Annotated in this window: 19 protein-coding genes; 2 read left to right on the top strand and 17 right to left on the bottom strand. The window is 28.4% G+C overall.

Features of this window, described 5'->3' with window-relative positions:
• Positions 1–36: 36 nt before the first annotated feature.
• The 8 genes from JJC02_04370 to JJC02_04335 form a co-directional block, all read right to left on the bottom strand.
• Positions 37–1272 carry a glycosyltransferase family 4 protein gene (locus JJC02_04370; protein ID UDN55421.1) on the bottom strand — a complete coding sequence of 412 codons (1236 nt, stop codon included), beginning with the start codon at positions 1270–1272 and terminating at the stop codon, positions 37–39.
• Positions 1273–1315: 43 nt separating this feature from the next.
• Positions 1316–2170 (bottom strand): hypothetical protein, encoded by an 855-nt coding sequence (locus tag JJC02_04365; protein ID UDN55420.1) that lies wholly within the window; start codon positions 2168–2170, stop codon positions 1316–1318.
• 127 nt (positions 2171–2297) lie between these two features.
• On the bottom strand, positions 2298–3473 hold the full coding sequence (locus JJC02_04360) for a phosphoribosylaminoimidazolecarboxamide formyltransferase (GenBank protein ID UDN55419.1): 1176 nt from the start codon (positions 3471–3473) through the stop codon (positions 2298–2300).
• A gap of 98 nt (positions 3474–3571) precedes the next feature.
• A complete protein-coding gene (locus JJC02_04355) occupies positions 3572–4456 on the bottom strand; it encodes a fumarylacetoacetate hydrolase family protein (protein UDN55418.1) in 885 nt (294 codons plus the stop codon).
• A 231-nt stretch (positions 4457–4687) separates the two neighbouring features.
• Positions 4688–5200, bottom strand: coding sequence for a PTS glucose transporter subunit IIA (locus JJC02_04350; GenBank protein UDN55417.1), 513 nt, complete (start codon positions 5198–5200; stop codon positions 4688–4690).
• Positions 5201–5254: 54 nt separating this feature from the next.
• A complete protein-coding gene (locus JJC02_04345) occupies positions 5255–6037 on the bottom strand; it encodes a sulfite exporter TauE/SafE family protein (GenBank protein ID UDN55416.1) in 783 nt (260 codons plus the stop codon).
• A 90-nt stretch (positions 6038–6127) separates the two neighbouring features.
• The gene (locus JJC02_04340) at positions 6128–7249 is read right to left on the bottom strand and encodes an SPASM domain-containing protein (protein UDN55415.1); all 1122 of its coding nucleotides are present in this window, start codon (positions 7247–7249) and stop codon (positions 6128–6130) included.
• 26 nt (positions 7250–7275) lie between these two features.
• Positions 7276–8640 (bottom strand): sulfatase, encoded by a 1365-nt coding sequence (locus JJC02_04335; protein UDN55414.1) that lies wholly within the window; start codon positions 8638–8640, stop codon positions 7276–7278.
• A gap of 275 nt (positions 8641–8915) precedes the next feature.
• On the opposite strand from JJC02_04335, the gene treB reads away from it, so the two are divergent.
• Entirely contained in the window at positions 8916–10355 is a 1440-nt protein-coding gene (gene treB / locus JJC02_04330; protein ID UDN55413.1) for a PTS trehalose transporter subunit IIBC, read from the top strand.
• 65 nt (positions 10356–10420) lie between these two features.
• Here treB and treR read toward each other — a convergent pair whose 3' ends face one another.
• From treR to nifV, 9 genes are all read right to left on the bottom strand, one after another.
• Complete coding sequence (gene treR / locus JJC02_04325) at positions 10421–11134, bottom strand: trehalose operon repressor (GenBank protein UDN55412.1); 714 nt, start codon at positions 11132–11134, stop codon at positions 10421–10423.
• A 314-nt stretch (positions 11135–11448) separates the two neighbouring features.
• Entirely contained in the window at positions 11449–12144 is a 696-nt protein-coding gene (locus JJC02_04320; protein UDN55411.1) for a CPBP family intramembrane metalloprotease, read from the bottom strand.
• A gap of 27 nt (positions 12145–12171) precedes the next feature.
• Positions 12172–12483 carry a helix-turn-helix domain-containing protein gene (locus JJC02_04315; GenBank protein UDN55410.1) on the bottom strand — a complete coding sequence of 104 codons (312 nt, stop codon included), beginning with the start codon at positions 12481–12483 and terminating at the stop codon, positions 12172–12174.
• A 188-nt stretch (positions 12484–12671) separates the two neighbouring features.
• Positions 12672–13193: a nitroreductase family protein gene (locus tag JJC02_04310; protein ID UDN55409.1), complete on the bottom strand. Its 522-nt coding sequence runs from the start codon at positions 13191–13193 to the stop codon at positions 12672–12674.
• Positions 13194–13290: 97 nt separating this feature from the next.
• Positions 13291–13785 carry a GNAT family N-acetyltransferase gene (locus JJC02_04305; GenBank protein ID UDN55408.1) on the bottom strand — a complete coding sequence of 165 codons (495 nt, stop codon included), beginning with the start codon at positions 13783–13785 and terminating at the stop codon, positions 13291–13293.
• A gap of 33 nt (positions 13786–13818) precedes the next feature.
• Positions 13819–14280: a MarR family transcriptional regulator gene (locus JJC02_04300; GenBank protein ID UDN55407.1), complete on the bottom strand. Its 462-nt coding sequence runs from the start codon at positions 14278–14280 to the stop codon at positions 13819–13821.
• A gap of 286 nt (positions 14281–14566) precedes the next feature.
• Positions 14567–15562: an isocitrate/isopropylmalate dehydrogenase family protein gene (locus tag JJC02_04295; GenBank protein UDN55406.1), complete on the bottom strand. Its 996-nt coding sequence runs from the start codon at positions 15560–15562 to the stop codon at positions 14567–14569.
• A gap of 21 nt (positions 15563–15583) precedes the next feature.
• Positions 15584–17509 (bottom strand): aconitate hydratase, encoded by a 1926-nt coding sequence (locus JJC02_04290; GenBank protein UDN55405.1) that lies wholly within the window; start codon positions 17507–17509, stop codon positions 15584–15586.
• 24 nt (positions 17510–17533) lie between these two features.
• Positions 17534–18727 carry a homocitrate synthase gene (gene nifV / locus JJC02_04285; GenBank protein ID UDN55404.1) on the bottom strand — a complete coding sequence of 398 codons (1194 nt, stop codon included), beginning with the start codon at positions 18725–18727 and terminating at the stop codon, positions 17534–17536.
• 449 nt (positions 18728–19176) lie between these two features.
• Between nifV and JJC02_04280 the strand changes: the two genes are divergently transcribed.
• Positions 19177–20286 (top strand): DEAD/DEAH box helicase, encoded by a 1110-nt coding sequence (locus tag JJC02_04280; GenBank protein ID UDN56375.1) that lies wholly within the window; start codon positions 19177–19179, stop codon positions 20284–20286.
• The last annotated feature ends 106 nt before the right edge of the window (positions 20287–20392 follow it).

Below are 20392 nucleotides of genomic sequence, written 5' to 3'. Positions count from 1 at the left end.
TATAAAAATAGTTACACTTTTTATAATTAAATAATTCTAAACTAGGCATAATTCATCCATTAAAATAACTTCATTCATTCTACATGCTAAGCCATCCCACGTTTTTTTTGACATATCTATAGATGTTTTCTTGTTTGAGTTATTCAATAAAGATTGTATTTTAGAATCTATTGAATTATACAAATTATTTTCAAAAGCATATAATTCTTCATCTTTTAAAATACCTTCTTTTTCCATAAAAGGTAGAGGAACGTACTCTATCTTTCCAGAATTATTAATCTCGCTACCAATCCATTCTTTAACACCAAGAATATCAGTAGTGATTACATCCGTACCACAAGATAAAGCTTCTAAAACCACAACTGGTAATCCTTCATAAAATGATGGTAACACAAATATTTGTGACCTGTTGAATAATTCAGCTAGGTCTATCTGTTCTAATTTGCCCAGGAAATTCATCTTAAATGGAGAGTTACTTGCAAGTTTGACTATCTCATTATATGACTCGATATCACTTCCAGTACCTGCGAAATTGACCTCGATTAAATCTTTACTATATTTTAATTTAGATATAGCTTTTATAAATGGAATCAGTCCCTTTGATTTACATATCTTCCCTGCAAATACTATTTTTATTTTATCATTTTTTATTTTATAATTTTTGTTATAAAATATATTATCATTATAACCACTACCAATTACAACTACTTTACTTTCACTTATTCCAAAAGTCTTTATAATATCATATTTTTGATTTTCATGAAGAGCAAATATTAAGTCTAACTTTCTTATATTTGATATTATGTATTCTTTATCTAAATCAATGGTATTTAACTGTCTCAAACAAGTCCCATGACAGATAGACATTACCTTTATATCTTTTACAGTCTCTCTAACAAATGCAGTTAATAAATATAAATGGTGACATATTATAAGGTCTGGTTTAAAATCATTCATAGCCTTATCTATATTTACTTTAAATTGATACTTTAATCTATTTATCATGTCTATATTTAAATCTTTATATCTTGTACTTTCATATGGCATAGAATCACTCATGCCTACAACAGGAAAATTTAACTCTCCACAATTATACTTTACTGGATAAAAACTTACATCACTTGAAAAACAATTTACATCATCCTTCACATCTATCCCTGCAATTACAGCCTGCTTATGACCTATCTTTTCAAATCCTTTTATCATACCAGACAAATATATACCACTACCTGTACTATTTGGTTTTTGTGTTATTATATGAAGAATTTTCACTTTTTACCTACCTCCCTTCTAAAATTAAATGGTTTCATATAGTCTAATCATTATATATATCTAAATATAAACAAGATGAATCATCTTTTACTTTAAACCTTGGCACTTTAACCGCTTTATAGTCATTATCTTCAAAATCTCTTACTTTATTGTGTATATATCCTATACCAAATTTTTCTGCTATACGTATCAATTCTTCTTCTTTTATTAGATTATATCTATCACATACACTTGTAAAACCATCGCTCGTTAACATCAATTGAAAATCTTTTTTTATTTCAATGTATCCATATATAGAATTTTCCACAGCTTCCTCATCAAAACCCAATATCCAATATCCATCTTTCGTATTTTTCTTTAATCTATTGCTTACTATTGTATCCATAACGCTAGTTCTAATCTCATCAAATGTCATTTCCTCCAAATTAGAAAGTTTACTGATTTCATCAAATACAATATTGTCAAATTTAGAAATACTTCTATCTTTTATAACTTTGGAATCTCCATTTTTAATAAACAAAGCACAATCTCCTAATAAAAAATACTCTACTTTATTTTCATGAAATTTTACAATAGCTATAGAACTTGATGGTAAATCTAATTTTTCTACTTTAATTCCATTTAACCTTAGCTCATACTCTTTTTTTACTTCTATTATTCCACTATTAACAATACTCCTCAATGATTCTTCTCTATTTATATTTTTATATAGATACCTATTCCACCACTGAACATACCATCTTGCATCACTTTCATTTGACACTAAGTTTTTTCCATTAAGACCTGTAGCACCGTCTAAAATCCATGCACCAAATGGATTTATACCGACTACATCTTCATTAAACTTAGCTGTGCCTTGACTACATAGTAGGCTATAATCTCTTACATTTAAAGCCATATCAACCTCCAAATTGAATATCTAAAAATAAAGTTCTATTTAAAATTATACAGAAAATAAAAAAATCTACAACAAAACTTGTTGTAGATTTTAATTTAATCCATATTCGTTTTACATTTTTTATACTTTAATGATGGAATAATCTATTTTTAGTAAATGCCATAACTATATTATACTTATTACAAGTTAATATAACATTATCATCACGAATAGAACCCCCTGGTTGTGCTATAAAACTTACCCCACTTCTTTTTGCACGTTCTATATTATCTCCAAACGGGAAAAATGCATCAGAACCAAGTGCTACACCTGTTAAAGTTTTAAGCCATGCTCTTTTTCCTTCTCCAGTTAGAGGCTCTGGTTTTTCTTCAAATAAATTTTGCCATATGCCATCAGCAAGCACATCCATATAATCATCAGAAAGATATACATCAATAGTATTGTCTCTATCTGGACGACCTATGTCCTTTTTGAATTTTAAGTTTAATACTTTAGGATGTTGACGAAGATACCAAGTATCAGCTTTATTACCTGCAAGTCTAGTACAATGAATACGTGATTGTTGACCTGCACCTACTCCTATTACTTGTCCATCTTTAGCATAACAAACAGAATTTGATTGTGTATACTTTAATGTTATTAAGGCTATAATTAAATCACGTTTTGCATTATCTGTAAAAATTTTATTGTCAGTTGGAGTATCTTTTAACAACTCTTCATCTATTAATATCTCATTTCTACCTTGCTCAAAAGTAATCCCATAAACATCCTTTGTTTCAATAGGCTCTGGAGAATAATTTTCATCTATTTTTACAATATTATAGTTACCTTTACGCTTTCCTTTTAATATTTCAAGAGCTTCGTCTGTATATCCTGGAGCTATTATACCATCAGAAACTTCTCTTGCTATAATAGTCGCAGTCTCTTTATCACATATATCTGAAAGTGCTATAAAATCACCATAAGAAGACATTCTATCTGCTCCTCTTGCCATTGCATAGGCACAAGCTAATGGAGAAAGCTCTAAATCATCAACAAAATATATTTGCTTTAAAGTATCTGATAAAGGTACTCCTACTGCTGCCCCTGCTGGACTTACATGTTTAAATGAAGTTGCTGCTGGAAGACCTGTAGCTTCTTTTAATTCTTTTACAAGTTGCCAACTATTAAGTGCATCTAAAAAATTTATGTATCCAGGTTTCCCATTTAATACTTCTATAGGGAGTTCTCCATTTTTCATATAAATCTTTGATGGTTTTTGGTTTGGATTACAGCCATACTTTAATTCTAGTTCTCTTGCCATATACTCATCCCTCTCTATAATAAATTAATCATAAGTTTGATTAATTCTATATTAATTAAATTATTCGTACTAATAAAATTATATGGCATATTTATCCATTAATCAACTATATTTTTTAAAACTCCTATTCCTTCTACTTTACACTCAACTACATCGCCATGTTTTAAATATACTTGAGGATTCATTCCCATAGCAACACCTGCTGGAGTTCCAGTTGAAATTATATCTCCTGGCTTTAGAGTCATTCCTCTTGACAAATTACTTATTACAGTAGGTATATCAAATATAAAGTATTCTGTATTAGAATTCTGTCTTACTTCTCCATTTACCACACTACTTATATCTAATTTTAAAGGATGTTCAAATTCTTCTTTATGTACTATGCAAGGTCCCATAGATGTATGTGTATCTAAACTTTTACCTCTAAACCATTGAACATGTTTATATTGAAGTGCTCTTTCACTTATATCATTCACTATTGTATATCCAAATATATATTCATAAGCATCTTCTTTTGATATGTTTATGCCCTCCTTGCCTATAATTACTGCAAGTTCTGATTCATAATCCAACTTTTCAACCAAATCACCATGTAAGCTTATCTTATCATCCACTCCAATGATTTTATCTGCTCTCTTAGAAAAATAAATTGGATAATCCGGCATAACTACATTTTTTATAACTCCATCTGGGATTTCATTAACATGGTCTCTATAATTAAGACCTAAACATATTATATCTTTCTTAGGTCTTACAATTGGAGAACATAATTTAACTTCTTCTAATTTATAACACTTAGCACTTTCAAATGAATTCTTCTTTATTTTTTCTAACTCTTCTGTAGATACATTTTCAATAAAATCATTCATATCCATATAGATTCTACTTAACCCCAAACTATTTATTTCATATATACTATTTGTTTCTGAATTAAATACACCTATTTTTTCTTCACTACTACTACAAAAAGTCACAAATTTCATTTTTATTCCTCCATTCAATAAGTTGATTAATATTATTTTATTTTTATTAGTTTATATAAATTGTAATAGATAATATTTATATGTCAATATATATCTGTAAATAGAGTTCTAAAAAGTGTAATAATTCATAAATATTAGAATTTATAAAAGATAGTACAATTAATCAGTAGTAATTCTAATAGGCTTTATTATATAGATAGAATTTTATGAGAAATAAAATATAAAAATTATTTACATATAAACTTTAATTAAGTCTTCATTAGCATGGATATTGCCTATTTTTAAAACTTCAATTTTATCTATATCATAAGAATTTGTTATAACTACAGGAGTTATAATAGATTTAGCATTCTCTTTAATCTTTTTCAAATCAAAATTTATGAGTTTTTGCCCACAAACAACTTTATCTCCTATATCTACTAATACTTCAAAACCTTCTCCATTCATATTTATAGTATCTATTCCTATATGTATTAATATTTCTAGTCCATATTCATCTTTTAAGCATATAGCATGTTTAGATGGTAAAAATATTTGGATTACCTCTCCATCAACAGGAGAATAAACAACACCTTCATGTGGTTCTATAGCAACCCCATCACCTAATACTTTACTAGCAAAGGCATCATCAGGAACATCAGTTATACTTAATACTTTTCCTGAAATTGGTGACTGTAATATTCCTTTTATATAATTATTTTTTACTTCTTCTTTTTTGTTTTTGGCAAATAACTTTTTTAACATCTTAAATCTCCTTATATTAATAATTTAAAGTAAATATCCAATTGCAAGCATATTTTATTTAATCAAATACAACACTTGAAATATACTGTATATATTTATTCCAGTAATAACTATGGTCATATACGAAAACATATATTTAACTTTACTATCATCAACCATTTTACTAATAAAAGAGCCTATAAATCCGCCCAAAACTGCTCCTATTATCATAAATGGTAATCCAGACAAATCATATACTCCAAATCCAGTATTCATCAAAACTGTCACCAACTTGGAAATATTAGAAAATAAAATAGTTATAATGGAATTAAAAGCAGCTTCTTTAGCTGATAAACCAAATAACATTGTAAATGCAACCACATTTATAGGTCCTCCCCCTATTCCTAAGAAAGAAGATATAATCCCTAAAAAAATGCCAATACTAAAATAAGTAATATTAGTATTGAGTTTTATATTTAAACTTTTATTTCTGTATAAATAAACCATTATCAACAAAATAATCATTATAATATTTTGAGCTATTTTTATTATAGCTGAGTTATTTACATATAAAATTGATAAATCTAGTAATCTTTGACCAATAGTCCCACCTAGTATTGATGCTCCAGCAATTAAAATAATTCTCAAATCTATTTTAAAAATTTTCAACTTAATTTGTTTATATGTAGAAATAACTGCCATTGATAACACAGTAAATGATGACAATACACTTATTGTAGACACATCAAATACTCCAATCAAGTCTAACACTGGTTTTATTATTACGCCTCCACCAATACCTGTTATTGCTCCTATAGTTGTTGCAAATATAGCTATTACAAATAAAATTATATTCATTTAAATCATCCTAACTAAATTTATTATATTTTAAATCCCTTAATCATACGTAATCCTCAATAACTTAATCTAGAATTCTCAATACTAAAATTATTTAGGCATTTGATTTTTATACATTAACTCTGCTATTTTTTTTAAATCATTAAAGTTATCCATTAGAAAATCTTTATATCCACAATAATTACTATTAGAATCAATATACATAAAGTTTTTCATTCTTTTACAACCACCACCACATATTCTATAGAAATTGCAGTTTATACAAATACTTTCTTTTTGTATATTTTCATGTAAAAATTTGTGCATTATAGGCTTTCTCAAAATATCCAATAAAGTATTGTCCTTTATATTACCTAAATTATAGTTATCTAGAACATAAAAGTCACATGGATATACACTTCCATCAGCTTCTATTACAAACTGTGGTTGACATTTTCCAATTATCCCACATGTACTTGGTGTTCCTGTAATTAAAAGAGATATAATATTGTCAAATAAATTAATACTTATGTAATTTCCATTATCTAACTCATCTTTCCAAAGTTTAAATACTGTTTTATAAAAACTTGCAAAATGTTTAGGTTCCAAAGAATACTCTGATTTATTCTCACAATCTAAATCATCTAAGCAAGGAATAAACTGAATATACTTTATACCAGTTTCTTTTATAAAGTTAAAAACTTTATTGGGATTACATGCAATCTGATTTGTCAAAACACATAATATGTTAAACTCTATTTTATATTTTTCTAATAGCTTTTTTGTGTTTATTATATCTTCATAAGTTCCTTCATTACTTAAATATATACGATTCTCATCATGTAGGTCTTTTAATAAGTCTAATGATAATCCTACTAGAAAATTATTTTTCTTTAAAAATTCACACCATTGATTATCTATAAGTGTTCCATTAGTTTGAATAGAGTAATTTACTATTATATTTTTTTTCGTTTTTTCAATGTACTTAATAAAATATTGAAAAAATTTTAAGCCTGCCAAAGTTGGTTCTCCACCTTGAAAAGCAAACATAACTCTATCTCCAACGTTCAAAACTTTAAATGTATTATCTACTATATTTTTTATAGTATCTTCTTGCATAATACCATATGATTTTATTTCTCTTAAATCACTTACATTAGCATAAAAACAGTATCTACATCTCAAATTACATAATGATGATACAGGTTTAATTAAAACTGATATACTCTTCATTATAAAACCTTCTTTTTTGATATTTTCTACTTATTAGATAAGAGTCTATAATACTCATCCCTTCCTGGATAAGCTCTACCTTCTTCTATTTCTGTTTTCCATCTACTTGAACCAATTCCTTTTACAGGACCTTTTAAGAGTGGGTCTTTTGTTTCTAGCATCCAAGTATCCACTTTCTTTCTCAATTCATTTGCTATATCTTGATAGTCCAAATCATTTATTACATTATTTTCTTCTAATGGGTCTTTTCTTAAATCATAAAGTTCTTCTTTTTCATTAGGAACATAGAATTTATCTCTTACAGCTTTACCTGATAAACTTAAATGTGAATCGACTGTAATATATATTTTAGGTCCATCTTCAAAGTTTCTAACATAGCTATATTCATTAGTTCTTATGCCTCTCATTGGTCTATACTGGTCATGCCATGTCATTTCTGTAAAGAATGAATCTCTTCCTATATCTTCATTTGTCTTTAATAACTTAACAAAACTTTCTCCATCTATATTTTTAGGTATTTCAGCTTCAATTAAATCTAATATGGTTGGAAGTAAATCAATATTACATAACAGTGCTTCTTTTTTAATGTTTTTTTGAGAAGAATTAGGTAATACAATTATAAGTGCCGTCTCTAATCCCGCTTCTTTTAACATACCTTTAGCTCCTGGAAATGCAACACCATGGTCTGTTGTGAATATAACAATTGTGTTTTTATCTAACCCTGTTTCTTCCAATTTATTATATATTTTTCCGATTGCATCATCTAATACTTTTGCTGAACCATTGTATAGAGCTATATCTCTCCTTACATCCTCTGTATCAGGTAAAAATTTAAATACCTCTACCTCATCTAATCCATCTGCATATGGTTCATATTCATCAAAATCTCTATGAGTCTCAAAAAATCCTACATTTAAATAAAATGGTTTTTCTTGATTTTTTTTATGCTCTTCCAAAAACTTAATCACTTCTTTAGCAACTTTTGGGGCTCTGTCCCCTGGCACAGATATGAAGTTATCATATCCTAAGTCATAAGTTGAAGAAAATACTCTATCTTCTATTGGTGGAGCTTCATGTATAGTTTCATGACTTAATCCTATTAATGTTGTCTCATATCCATTTTTTTGTAACTCCATAGGAAGCGTTGTATGCTTAGAATCTATACAAAAACCTAGATGTGCAAGCCCAATTAATCCGTTGTTATGAGGGTACAATCCAGTTAAAATACTTCCTCTACTAGGACTACACTGAGGTGCAGGACAAAAATAGTTCTCAAATTGAATCCCTTTTTGAGCCAATTCATTTATATAAGGAGTTTCTACATTATAACCATAGCTATTAAATTTTCTTCCACTATCATGAGAAATCATAAGTAAAATATTTGGTTTCATCAACACTACCTCTTTCCATCATTGTATAGACAAATTTTATATTTTTATGATAAACCTTTTCGTTATCAAAATCAACATTTAGTCTAAATAAAAAATATAATATTTATATTTTTTTATCAATCATATAATTTTTCTCTTTTCCCAAGGCTATACAATCTATTTTATGATAATTAATATAGAAAACGCCTAGGAAAACGTTGACATAAAATTTTTCCTATGGTATATTAATTTCAATATTTGTCTATACAACATTATTTTTAAGGGGAGGTAATTTTATGAGTACACAAAAAGAGAATACACACCATAAAGAGCAGGTTGAACAAATTCTTGAAGCAATTGGTGGAATAGAAAATATAATATCTGCAACACACTGTATTACTAGGTTAAGATTTGCTCTACATTCGGAAAGTAAAGTTAATGTAAAACAGTTAGAAAAAATAGATATAGTAAAGGGAAGTTTTACTTCAAATGGTCAATTTCAAGTTATTATAGGCCCAGGGCTTGTAAACAAAGTTTATTCTACACTATTAGAGATTACTGGACTTAAAGAAGCAACAAAGTCTGAGGTTAAAGAGATTTCTGCTAAAAAATTAAATCCAATTCAAAAAGCTATAAAGATACTGGCAGATATATTTATTCCTATACTTCCTGCTATAGTTGCCTCTGGTTTATTAATGGGTATAAACAATCTACTTGCAAACCCAGGAATTTTTTATAAGCAACCTTTTTTAGAGGTTCATAGTAATTGGGCTGGCATATCTAATATGATTAATCTTATAGCAAATACTTCATTTGCATTTTTACCAGCACTAATAGGTTGGTCAGCTGTCAAGAAGTTTGGAGGAAATCCTGTACTTGGTATTGTATTAGGTCTTATTTTAATTAATCCAGATTTAATGCCTGGTGCACAATACTCTAAAACACCTGAAGCTGTTACTTATTGGAATATATTAGGATTTAATATTGCTAAAATAGGTTATCAGGGACAAGTAATCCCTGTTCTATGTTCTTCTTATATTTTAGCAACAATAGAAAAGTTTCTGACTAAAAAAATTCCTGAGATGGTTCAACTTATTTTTGTTGCTCCTCTTACATTATTAATAACGGGTTTTTTAACTTTTTCTATTATAGGACCTATAACAATGTCTTTTGCTAACTTAATTACAAATGGAATCCTTGGATTATTTGAAATTAATGCGATACTTGCAGGTACATTATTCGGATTTATATTATCTCCATTGGTTATAACAGGAATGCATCATTTATTCTTAGGTATAAACTTACAAATGATAGGTACCTTAGGATTTGCAACATTATGGCCAATACAAGTTATGGCTAGTCTTGGACAAGGTGCAGCAGCTTTAACTATGTTCTTCATATTAAAAAATAAGAAAATCAAGGGTGTTGCATTAACAGCTGCAATTTCAGCTTGGTTGGGTATTACTGAGCCAGCCATATTTGGTATAAACTTACGTTATCGTTTTCCTTTTATAGCATCTATGATAGGCGCAGGTATCTCTGGAGGAATTGTATCTTACTTCAATGTTAAAGCAGGTTCTATAGGCATATCAGGGCTTCCAGCATTCTTATCTATATTTACAGAACAATGGAGTGTTTATTTCTTGGCAATGGGTCTTTCTATAATGATTACTTGTGTACTTACATACCTATTCTCAAAGAGTAAATGTTTTAATAAAGAATTTATAGAAAATTAAAAGAATATATAAATTAACTACAAATTAAATAAAAAAGAGCGTCTACTTAGACGCTCTTTTTAGTATTAAAGATTTCTTCTTCTTGCAAAATCCACAAATCTAAATGTGTCAACTCTATGTCTAGATTCATGATATTGGAATAACCTTGTGTCTTCTAAATATACTTCACTTCTTATCACCACAACATGTGTATCTGTTCCAATATCTAGCAACATCTTATCCTCTTCTGTAACAGGGTTTACTGTTACCTCTCTATTTGCATAACCTATTTTTAATTCTAAATCTTTCTCTATATAATTAAATATTGAACTTTGAACTGCTATTAATGGTATTTCTGGTATTATTTCAAATATAAAGTAATCTTTATCTAAAATAACAGCTTCTCCATTAATTTTTCTAAGTCTTTCAACTGATATAACCTTAGTTTTCGTGTCTATATCTAACTTTTTACAAATTTCTAAAGGCATAATTTCCTTTTTGTTTTTAAGTACATCTATTTCTGTATCCAAATTTTTATTTCTTTGTAATTCGTCAAAACTAATTAGCCCTGCCCCTTCTATTTCAAACTTATTTATATCTAAAACAATAGCACCTTTACCTTGCTTTTTTTGTATAAAACCCTTTTCTAACAAGAGAGCTTGTGCTTTTCTAATAGTTTCTCTTGATACTTGATATTTTTGAGCAAGCTTTACTTCTGTTGGCAAAAGTTCTCCTATTGCATATACATTATTTCTTATATCTTTCTCTAAATCTAAATATATTTCATAAAATTTTTTCAAGTAAATCACTCTCATTCATAATTAGTTTTCATGCTTATCCTATTTTATATAAATATCATATTATAGACTAAACTGTCAAATATTATTAAATTTGAAAAAAATAAATTACTTCAGTAAGATAATTAAGTTATTGCTTATTATGGAAAATATATTTATGTTTTTTTATTTTTGCAGTAGTTTATTAAGCTTTTATATAGATTGCTTAAAACAAGTATGTACAAAAAAATAAACTCCAATAATTGGAGTTTATTTTTTATTTATAATTATCCCTAATTATTTTGAAATACAGATTACAAAATAAACATTCTATTTAATTATATTATTTGCCTAATAAAAATAGAAAATAGACTCCTCAACAATATGCAAAAACCTACATCTTTGAATCTTGATTTAACAATTCCAAGCACAATACCAAAAACAGTACCTATCATTATTTTTGAAATAATAACGTCAGATGTATAACTTGAATTGTTATACAATGTTATATAATTTCTTATAACATCTATATATCCTATATTATAAATACCAGATAATATAGATGTTATACAGATAATCTTACTCTTTGACTTTATAAAATTACTTAGATAGTTCCACATATATTCTCTAAAAAATAACTCTTCAAATATTGGAACTATAAGTATAGACAAAATCATCATAGTTACATTAAAAAATACATATCCCTCAGTACAATAAGTTGATATTATTGCTAAAGATAAAACCACTATAAAAAGTATCAGCTTACATTTTTCAATAAGTATATTGTTTTTATTTTCTTTAAAAGCTTCAGTGATTTTCCTATTTCTAATCTTGTTATACAAAGAATTGTCTTTTAAAAATAAAATTAATGATAAGCCAACTAATATAAAAGAAATTAAGTTTATAATATTAAAATTTTCAAGAGTAAATTCAAATTGACTTAGAAGTATATAATTCAAAATCATCCTTAATATTTGAACTATAATCATCAATAAAATAGAATCTATTATACATTTTTTGTAACTATACTTCATCCCAATTTAAATCACCCCATGTATATGCTAATCGTAAAGTCCATTTAATACTCTACTTACAGTTGCTTTACTCCAACTTGTTTGATTTGAAATTTCTTTATAACTTAAGCCATCTCTTCTTAAATTTTTTATATTATTTATATCATCATCAGTAATTTGTTTTTCTTTTGGCTTAAGACTATTTTTATAGCTTCTTAGTCTATCTAATTCTGATTTCAAACTGTCTACTTCAAACTGTTTTTTTTGAAGTTTACTCTCATAAGAGTCTCTCATTTCATTAAATTCTTTAATGTAGTTTACTTTCCAATCCTCATCAATTTTTGTTTTAAATATACCCATATTTTAACCTCCTTAAATTTTGTTACTCAAGTTATGTATCGATTATAAACATTAATTTCTATATTTATCTTTAAAATCCTTGTACATAACCCCTAGATAAGTTAGTAAAATTCAGATATATTTTTACAATTTTAAGTATATATTAACAATATAAAAAAATATAATGTCTTAATACAACATATTATATATTAAAAGTTGTTAAAATGAATCTTTTCATAGTCCAAATCAGAGTCACTATATGCTTTCTTTTCTTCATCAGAATACCCTATAGAAATTATACATTCCACACTGTACTTATCAGGTACTTTCAACTCTTCTCTAATATATTTATCAGCGTCTATATTATCATCATGCATCCTATTTCTTACTTGTACCCAACAAGAGCCTAATCCTAGTTCATGAGCTTGAAGTTGTATATAGGAAGCAGCAATACTTGCATCCTCTATCCAAACATCATTTTTTTCTTTATCTCCAATAACTACAATAGCTAAAGGTGCGTCTTTTAAGAAAAATCCACCCCCTTTAGTTCTACATTGAGATAAGTTAATCAGTTTTTCTTTATTATCTACCACTACAAATTCCCATGTTCTAAGACCCTTTGATGATGGTGCCAAAAGAGCAGCTTTTAGTATTTTATCTAGTTTTTCTTTTTCTACTTCAATATTTTTATACTTCCTAATACTTCTTCTTTTTTTTAAAAATTCAATCATCCAAACCATCCCTTTCATAATATCATTCAATAAGTCTATATAACACGACTATTAGCATTAAAAATATATCATTTACCCTTGTTATGATAAATGCCTTTTATAATATTTTATCATAACAATAAAAAGATTTCTCCTTTCCTAAAAAACTCATTTCTCCAATTTTGATAAAACCACACTTTATAAGAAGTGAATTCATTTTTGAATTTATTGAATATGTATCACTCTTTAAATATAATACACTATTTTCCTCAGCTAATTTTTCTGCAAAATCAACTAACTTAGACGCTATTCCTTTCTTTCTAAAGTTTGGATTTACGGCCATTCTATGTATTACCATAGCTTTTTTATTAGAAGACCAATTTAGACCTACATATTCTTCTGGCTCTTCATAATTAAGACATATAAATCCCGCAACTTCTCCATCTACTTCTTCCACATATAAATCCTGTTTCTTAATATCTGAAACAAAGTCTTTTTCTAATGGGTAATTTTCATCCCATTGTGTATTATTATAAGACCTCATTTCTTCCACTGTCGATTTTATAATTTTCATAATACTTTCTAAATCATTCATATTAGCTTTTCTAATCATAAAAATATCTCCTTAAATTAATATATTTATTTACTATCTCTTTACTCTAAACCATTCATTTTCTACATTTTTACTCATTTTTTCTAATAATTTAGTTGCCACTTGTTTTTCCTCATCTGTAAAATTCTCAAAACATATCTCTATACTTCTATTCTCTTCTTCAATTATCAGCTCATAAACTTCTAAAGATTTATCAGTTGGAGTTAGATTGTACCTTCTTTTATCAAACTCATCTTGTTTTTTATTCACATACCCTGCTTTTATTAACTTCTGTATAGCCTTGGTTGTTGTAGCCTTATCTACCTTTAACATATTTGATAATTCCACAAGATTTATACCAGGGTTTTCACAAATTCTTGTCAAAAATGTAAATTGTCCTTTTTGTAGCTTCAATTCCTTGTACTTAATATCATTTATTGAATTTACTGCTCTAAATAAAGTACCTACTTCTCTTAATATATTACTGTCTAAGGTTTTAATAAAACACAACTCCAATCAATATATTCATTTTAGTTGAAAGTTCAACTTTATTTGAATTTTACCATATATCGGTTGAAAGTTCATTTAAAAACAATAAATTTATTTAATCTTTCTTTCTCTATTAATCAATTAATTTTAAAATTAAAATGGATATCCCAAAATGAACTTTTTCGTTCATGAGTAACTCTCTTTTGTATAAAATAAATACATTTTTATCATTTCAACAATGAAAAAGGCTTATCTCTATTTTGAGACAGCCTCTTTCTTTTAATCTATATTCTACTTTTTCCATAAATAAAATCTATACAATATATTTACATACTTCATCCACAAACTCTGTAATTGAAGCTGAACCACCTAAATCTACAGTCAATTTACTTCCTTCAAGAAACACTTTTTCTAAAGCTGTTTCTATCTTTTGTGCATTTTCATACTCACCTAAGTATCTAAGCATCATTACTGATGATTGAATAAGTGCTGTTGGATTAGCTTTATTTTGACCAGCTATTTGTGGAGCACTTCCATGGACAGCTTCAAATATCGCACAATCTTTACCAATATTTGCACTTGGAATTATACCTAAACCTCCAACAAGCCCAGCACCTAAATCTGATAGTATATCTCCATAAAGATTTGGCATTACCATTACATCGTAATTTTCTGGATTTAAAACTAAGTTCATAGCTGCTGCATCTACAATCAAATCATCATACTCTACACCATGTTTTGATGCTACTTCTCTAAATACATCTAAAAACAATCCATCAGACATTTTCATTATATTTGCCTTATGTATAGCTGTAACCTTTTTTCTCTTATTATCTTTAACATAGTTACATGCAAAATCAACTATTCTTTCACTTGCACCTCTTGTTATTATCTTTATACTTTCAGCTGCATAATCACCTATTTTATGTTCTATGCCAGCATATAAGTCTTCTGTATTTTCTCTTACCACTACTAAGTCAACATCTTCATATCTTGATTTTATACCTTTAAAACTTTTAATTGGTCTTAAATTAACATATAAATCTAATGCCTGTCTTAAAGTTACATTTACACTTCTAAATCCTTTACCTACAGGAGTAGTAATTGGACCTTTTATGGCTATTTTGTTCTTTTTTATACTATCTATAATATATTCAGGAAGAGGAGTACCATATTCTTCAATAACTGTCTCTCCGGCATTAACTTCTTCCCATTCTATCTCTACCCCAGTAGCTTCTACCACCTTTTTCATAGCTTTCGCAACTTCTGGTCCTATTCCATCTCCTGGTATAAGTGTCACTTTATACATTCAATATTCCCTCTTTTCATATTAATTAGCTTGATTTTTAGTGTAATTTAATTTTCCACCAGCTTTTAATACATCTACTTCTTTTGCTGATAATTCTACTTTAACCTTAAAAGAAGTTCCTTTAGTCGTATTCTTAACTTCCAAAATTCCACTACCTAGATTATCTAAAATATTTGGTATCTCCAGACTATCTAAAAGAGATATGTTTTCATAATCTTTCTCATCACAAAACTCCATTGGAATTATACCACTATTTATTAAATTAGCCTTGTGAATTCTTGCAAAGCTCTTCACTATCACCCCTTTAACACCTAAGTATAATGGTGCTAAAGCTGCATGCTCTCTACTTGAACCTTGCCCATAATTATCTCCTCCAACTATAAATCCACCATTGTTGTCTTTTGCTCTTTGAGGAAACTCTGTATCTACAGTGTTAAAACAATAATTTGCAAGATAAGGTATATTACTTCTAAAAGGAAGTAACTTAGCATTTGATGGCATTATATGGTCAGTAGTTATATTATCTTCTGTCTTTAATATAACTTTTCCATCTATAGACTGACTTAGCTCTGTATTAAGAGGGAAAGGTTTTATATTAGGTCCTCTAACTACTTCTACATCACTTCCTACATCAGCAGGTTTTATTATCATACTATCATCAATTAAAAATTCATCTACATCTAAGTCTGTAAATTTAATATCAAATTCTCTCGGGTCTGTAAGCTCTCCTTTTATTGCACTTACTGCTGCTACCTCTGGACTTACTAAGTATACTTGTGCTGACAGAGTCCCACTTCTACCATAGAAATTTCTATTAAAAGTTCTTAAAGACACAGAGTCAGTACCTGGAGACTGTCCCATACCTATACATGGACCACAAGAATTCTCTAGTATTCTGGCTCCAGCACTTATTATATCTGCCAAAGCTCCATTTCTAGCAATCATCTCCATAACTTGTCTTGAACCTGGTGCTATTACCAAACTCACATCCTTATGTACCTTATTTCCTTTTAGAATTTGAGCTACTTTCATCAAGTCTTCATAAGAAGAATTCGTACAACTTCCTATTGCAACTTGGTCTATTTTAATTTTTCCTATATTCTCAACTTCATCTACATTGTCTGGGCTATGAGGTTTCGCAGCTAATGGTTTTAATTCATCCAAGTTTATAGTAATTTCTTCATCATAAACTGCATCTGCATCTGGTTTTAACTCTACCCATGTATCTTCTCTTCCCTGACTCTTAAAGAATTCTAGTGTTTTTTCATCACTTGGGAAGATTGAAGTAGTTGCTCCAAGTTCAGCACCCATATTTGTTATTGTAGCTCTTTGTGGAACAGATAGGCTTTTAACACCTTCTCCACCATATTCGTAAACCTTACCTACTCCACCTTTTACAGTTTGTTTTCTCAAAACTTCTAATATTATATCCTTTGATGATACCATATTATTTAATTTTCCAACTAGATTTACCTTACAGACTTTTGGTGCTTTTATATAATAAGCTCCCCCTGCCATAGCTAAAGCAACATCTAATCCGCCAGCTCCAATAGCCATCATGCCCACCCCTCCAGCAGTAGGTGTGTGGCTATCAGAACCTAAAAGTGTATCTCCTGGTGTTGAAAATCTTTCTAAAAATACTTGGTGACAAATACCATTTCCTGGCTTAGAGAAATAGACACCATATTTATCCGCCACTGTTTGTATATACTTATGGTCGTCTGCATTTTCAAATCCTTGTTGTAACATATTATGGTCTACAAACGCCACACTTCTTTTAGTCTTTACTTTATCTATTTCCATAGCTTCTAGTTGAAGATATGTCATTGTTCCAGTAGAATCTTGTGTTAAAGTCTGGTCTATTTTTATACTAATTGAGTTGCCAGCAACAGCTTCTCCATCTACTATATGTTTTTTTATTATTTTATAAACTATATTATCTCCCATATTTCCCTCCTAAACAATTATGCCTTAAATATATGAACCTCTAACTGCTTCTTCTTCTGTTGTGCCCTTTTCATGTGCTAGTATATCACAATATAATTGAAGAATTTCCTTATCCATTAAACTTCTTTTTAATCTTATAGATGTAGCTCTTATAGCATTTAATAGTTTGGTAGCGTTTTCTGGAGAAATATACATTTCATACTCACTCAACTTATTTATAACTGCAGCTCTTCCTGAATGTTTACCTATTACTATTTTTCTTTCAAGATTTACTTCACTTGGGTCAAATGGCTCATAGTTATGTGGGTCTTTTAAAGCTCCATCTGCATGTATACCAGATTCATGTATAAACATATTATCTCCAACCACTGCTTTCCATGTAGGAAGAATTCTTCCTGATGCCTGTGCTACATACTCACATATTCCTCTAAATTTTCTAGTGTCTATATTGTTTAAATCACATTTATAAACGCACTTAAGTGCCATTAAAACCTCTTCTAAGGCTGCGTTTCCTGCTCTTTCACCTAATCCATTTACCGTAACTCCAACATAATTTGCTCCTGCTGCTATTCCTGCAAGTGCATTTGCAGTTGCCATTCCAAAGTCATTATGTGTATGCATCTCTATGTCAAAATTAGTTCTTTCATAAAGAGTCTCTATTACATTCTTTATAGAAAAAGGATTCATAACTCCTACTGTATCACAGTATCTAAATCTATCTGCCCCTGCTTGTTTTCCAACATTTATAAATTCAGTTAAGAAGTCTATATCTGCTCTTGAAGCATCTTCTCCATTTACTGAAACATATAATCCATTTTTCTTTGCAAATTCAACTGTTTTAGCCATGTTTTCTAAAACCCAACCTCTAGAAGTTCTAAGTTTATTCTCTATATGAATGTCAGATACTGATATTGATATAGCTACTGCATCAACACCACAAGAAATAGATTCTTCAACATCTTTTATTACTGCTCTATTCCAAGCCATTATATCTGATTTTAAATTTCTACTACATATGTGCTTTATTACATTTTTTTCATCTCCACCCATAGTAGGTATACCAACTTCGATTTGGTCAACACCTAGGTCACTTAGCATTTCAGCAATCATTATTTTTTCTCTATTTGCAAATACAACCCCAGCTGTTTGTTCTCCATCTCTTAAAGTAGTATCTACTATTTTTATTTCCTTTGCTCTATCTTTTGATATAATGCACATATTAACGCCCCCTTAGTATACTTTTAATTTTAAAAACATTAGGTCTTATTTTTCATTGATACCTCTAACTTATGATTTTTTTTTTATTTTTTATTCATTTTAATTTCATTTGCAATTTATTTTTTTTACTTTTCATATCTTGTAATCTATTATATTACTTTATATTATTTATTGCACTATATTTTTTCTTTTTTGTGAAAACTTCTTAAAAATGAAAGTTATTATGTTTTTCTTGCATTTTAATTTAACTTTTAAATAGATTTATTTTCAAAAAACCTTTAAAAATAAACCTCTAAAATTTAATTTAAGCTACATTCCATTTTAAAGTATCTACATATATTTCTAAACTATATAAATAATAATTAAAAAAATTACTAAAAATACTTACAAATATGATATTATTAATTGGTTAATAAAAAAGAAAATTTTTTATGAAAGGTAAGATAATAATGGATTTTAAAAGCTTAGGGATTAGTGAAAATACAATAAACATTCTAAGAAAATCAGGAATAACAACACCTACACCTATACAAAAAGAAAGTATTCAATTAATAAAAGCAGGAAAAGATGTCATAGCAGAGGCTCAAACTGGGACAGGAAAAACATTAGCTTTTTTACTTCCGATATTTGAAAATATATCACTAGATATAAATGATATACAAGTGCTTATACTTTCTCCTACAAGAGAACTAGCTATTCAAATAACAGAAGAAGCTATGAAACTTAAAGAGTCTAAAGATGTAAGTATTCTAGCAGCCTATGGAGGAAAAGATATTGGTTCTCAAATAAAGAAGCTAAAAGGAAATATTCATATGATTATAGCTACACCAGGTAGACTTTTAGACCATCTAAATAGAAAAACAATTGACCTTAGTAAGTTAAAAACTTTTGTTTTAGATGAGGCAGACCAAATGTTGCTTATGGGATTTAAAAATGAAGTTGAGGCTATTTTAAAAGAAACTTCAACTAAAAAGCAGACATTATGTTTTTCTGCAACTATGAACTCCCAAGTAAAAAAATTAGCTTATAGATATACAAAAAATCCAGTTGTAGTTTCTATACAAAAAGAAGAAATTGCTCTTAATAATATAAAACAAGAAGTAGTGGAAACTACAGATAGAAAAAAATTGGATGCTCTATGTAAAGTTTTAGATGAAGACAATCCTTTTATGGCTATAATATTTTGTAGAACTAAAAGAAGAGTTGACAATCTTGAAGAAGCTCTTGCTATAAGAGGATATAATTGTCAAAAACTGCATAGTGATATTGCTCAGTCAAAACGAGAGAGAATAATGAAATCATTTAGAAATTTAGATATACAATATCTTATAGCTACAGATGTGGCTTCTCGTGGTCTTGATATATCTGGAGTAAGTCATATATATAATTACGATTTACCAGAAACACCTGAAGACTATATTCATCGTATTGGCAGAACTGGCAGGGCTGGTGAAGAAGGCTATACATGTGCTTTTATTGACCCTAAAAATGAACGAATGTTAAGTGAAATAGAGACAGCTATAGAATCTAAAATTAGTAGAAGAATTATAGAGTTATAATTTATAGACTACTTAAAATACCAGAATTATATAAACACTGTAATATATAGAAAACTACAGAAAATATATACCAATCTGTTCTTTACTGTTATACTATTTTATATTA

This window comes from Clostridioides sp. ES-S-0054-01, from assembly GCA_021561035.1.
Taxonomy (GTDB): Bacteria; Bacillota; Clostridia; order Peptostreptococcales; family Peptostreptococcaceae; genus Clostridioides.
The sequence above is the reverse complement of the archived record's forward strand: the minus strand, read 5'-3'. Positions and strand labels throughout refer to the sequence as shown.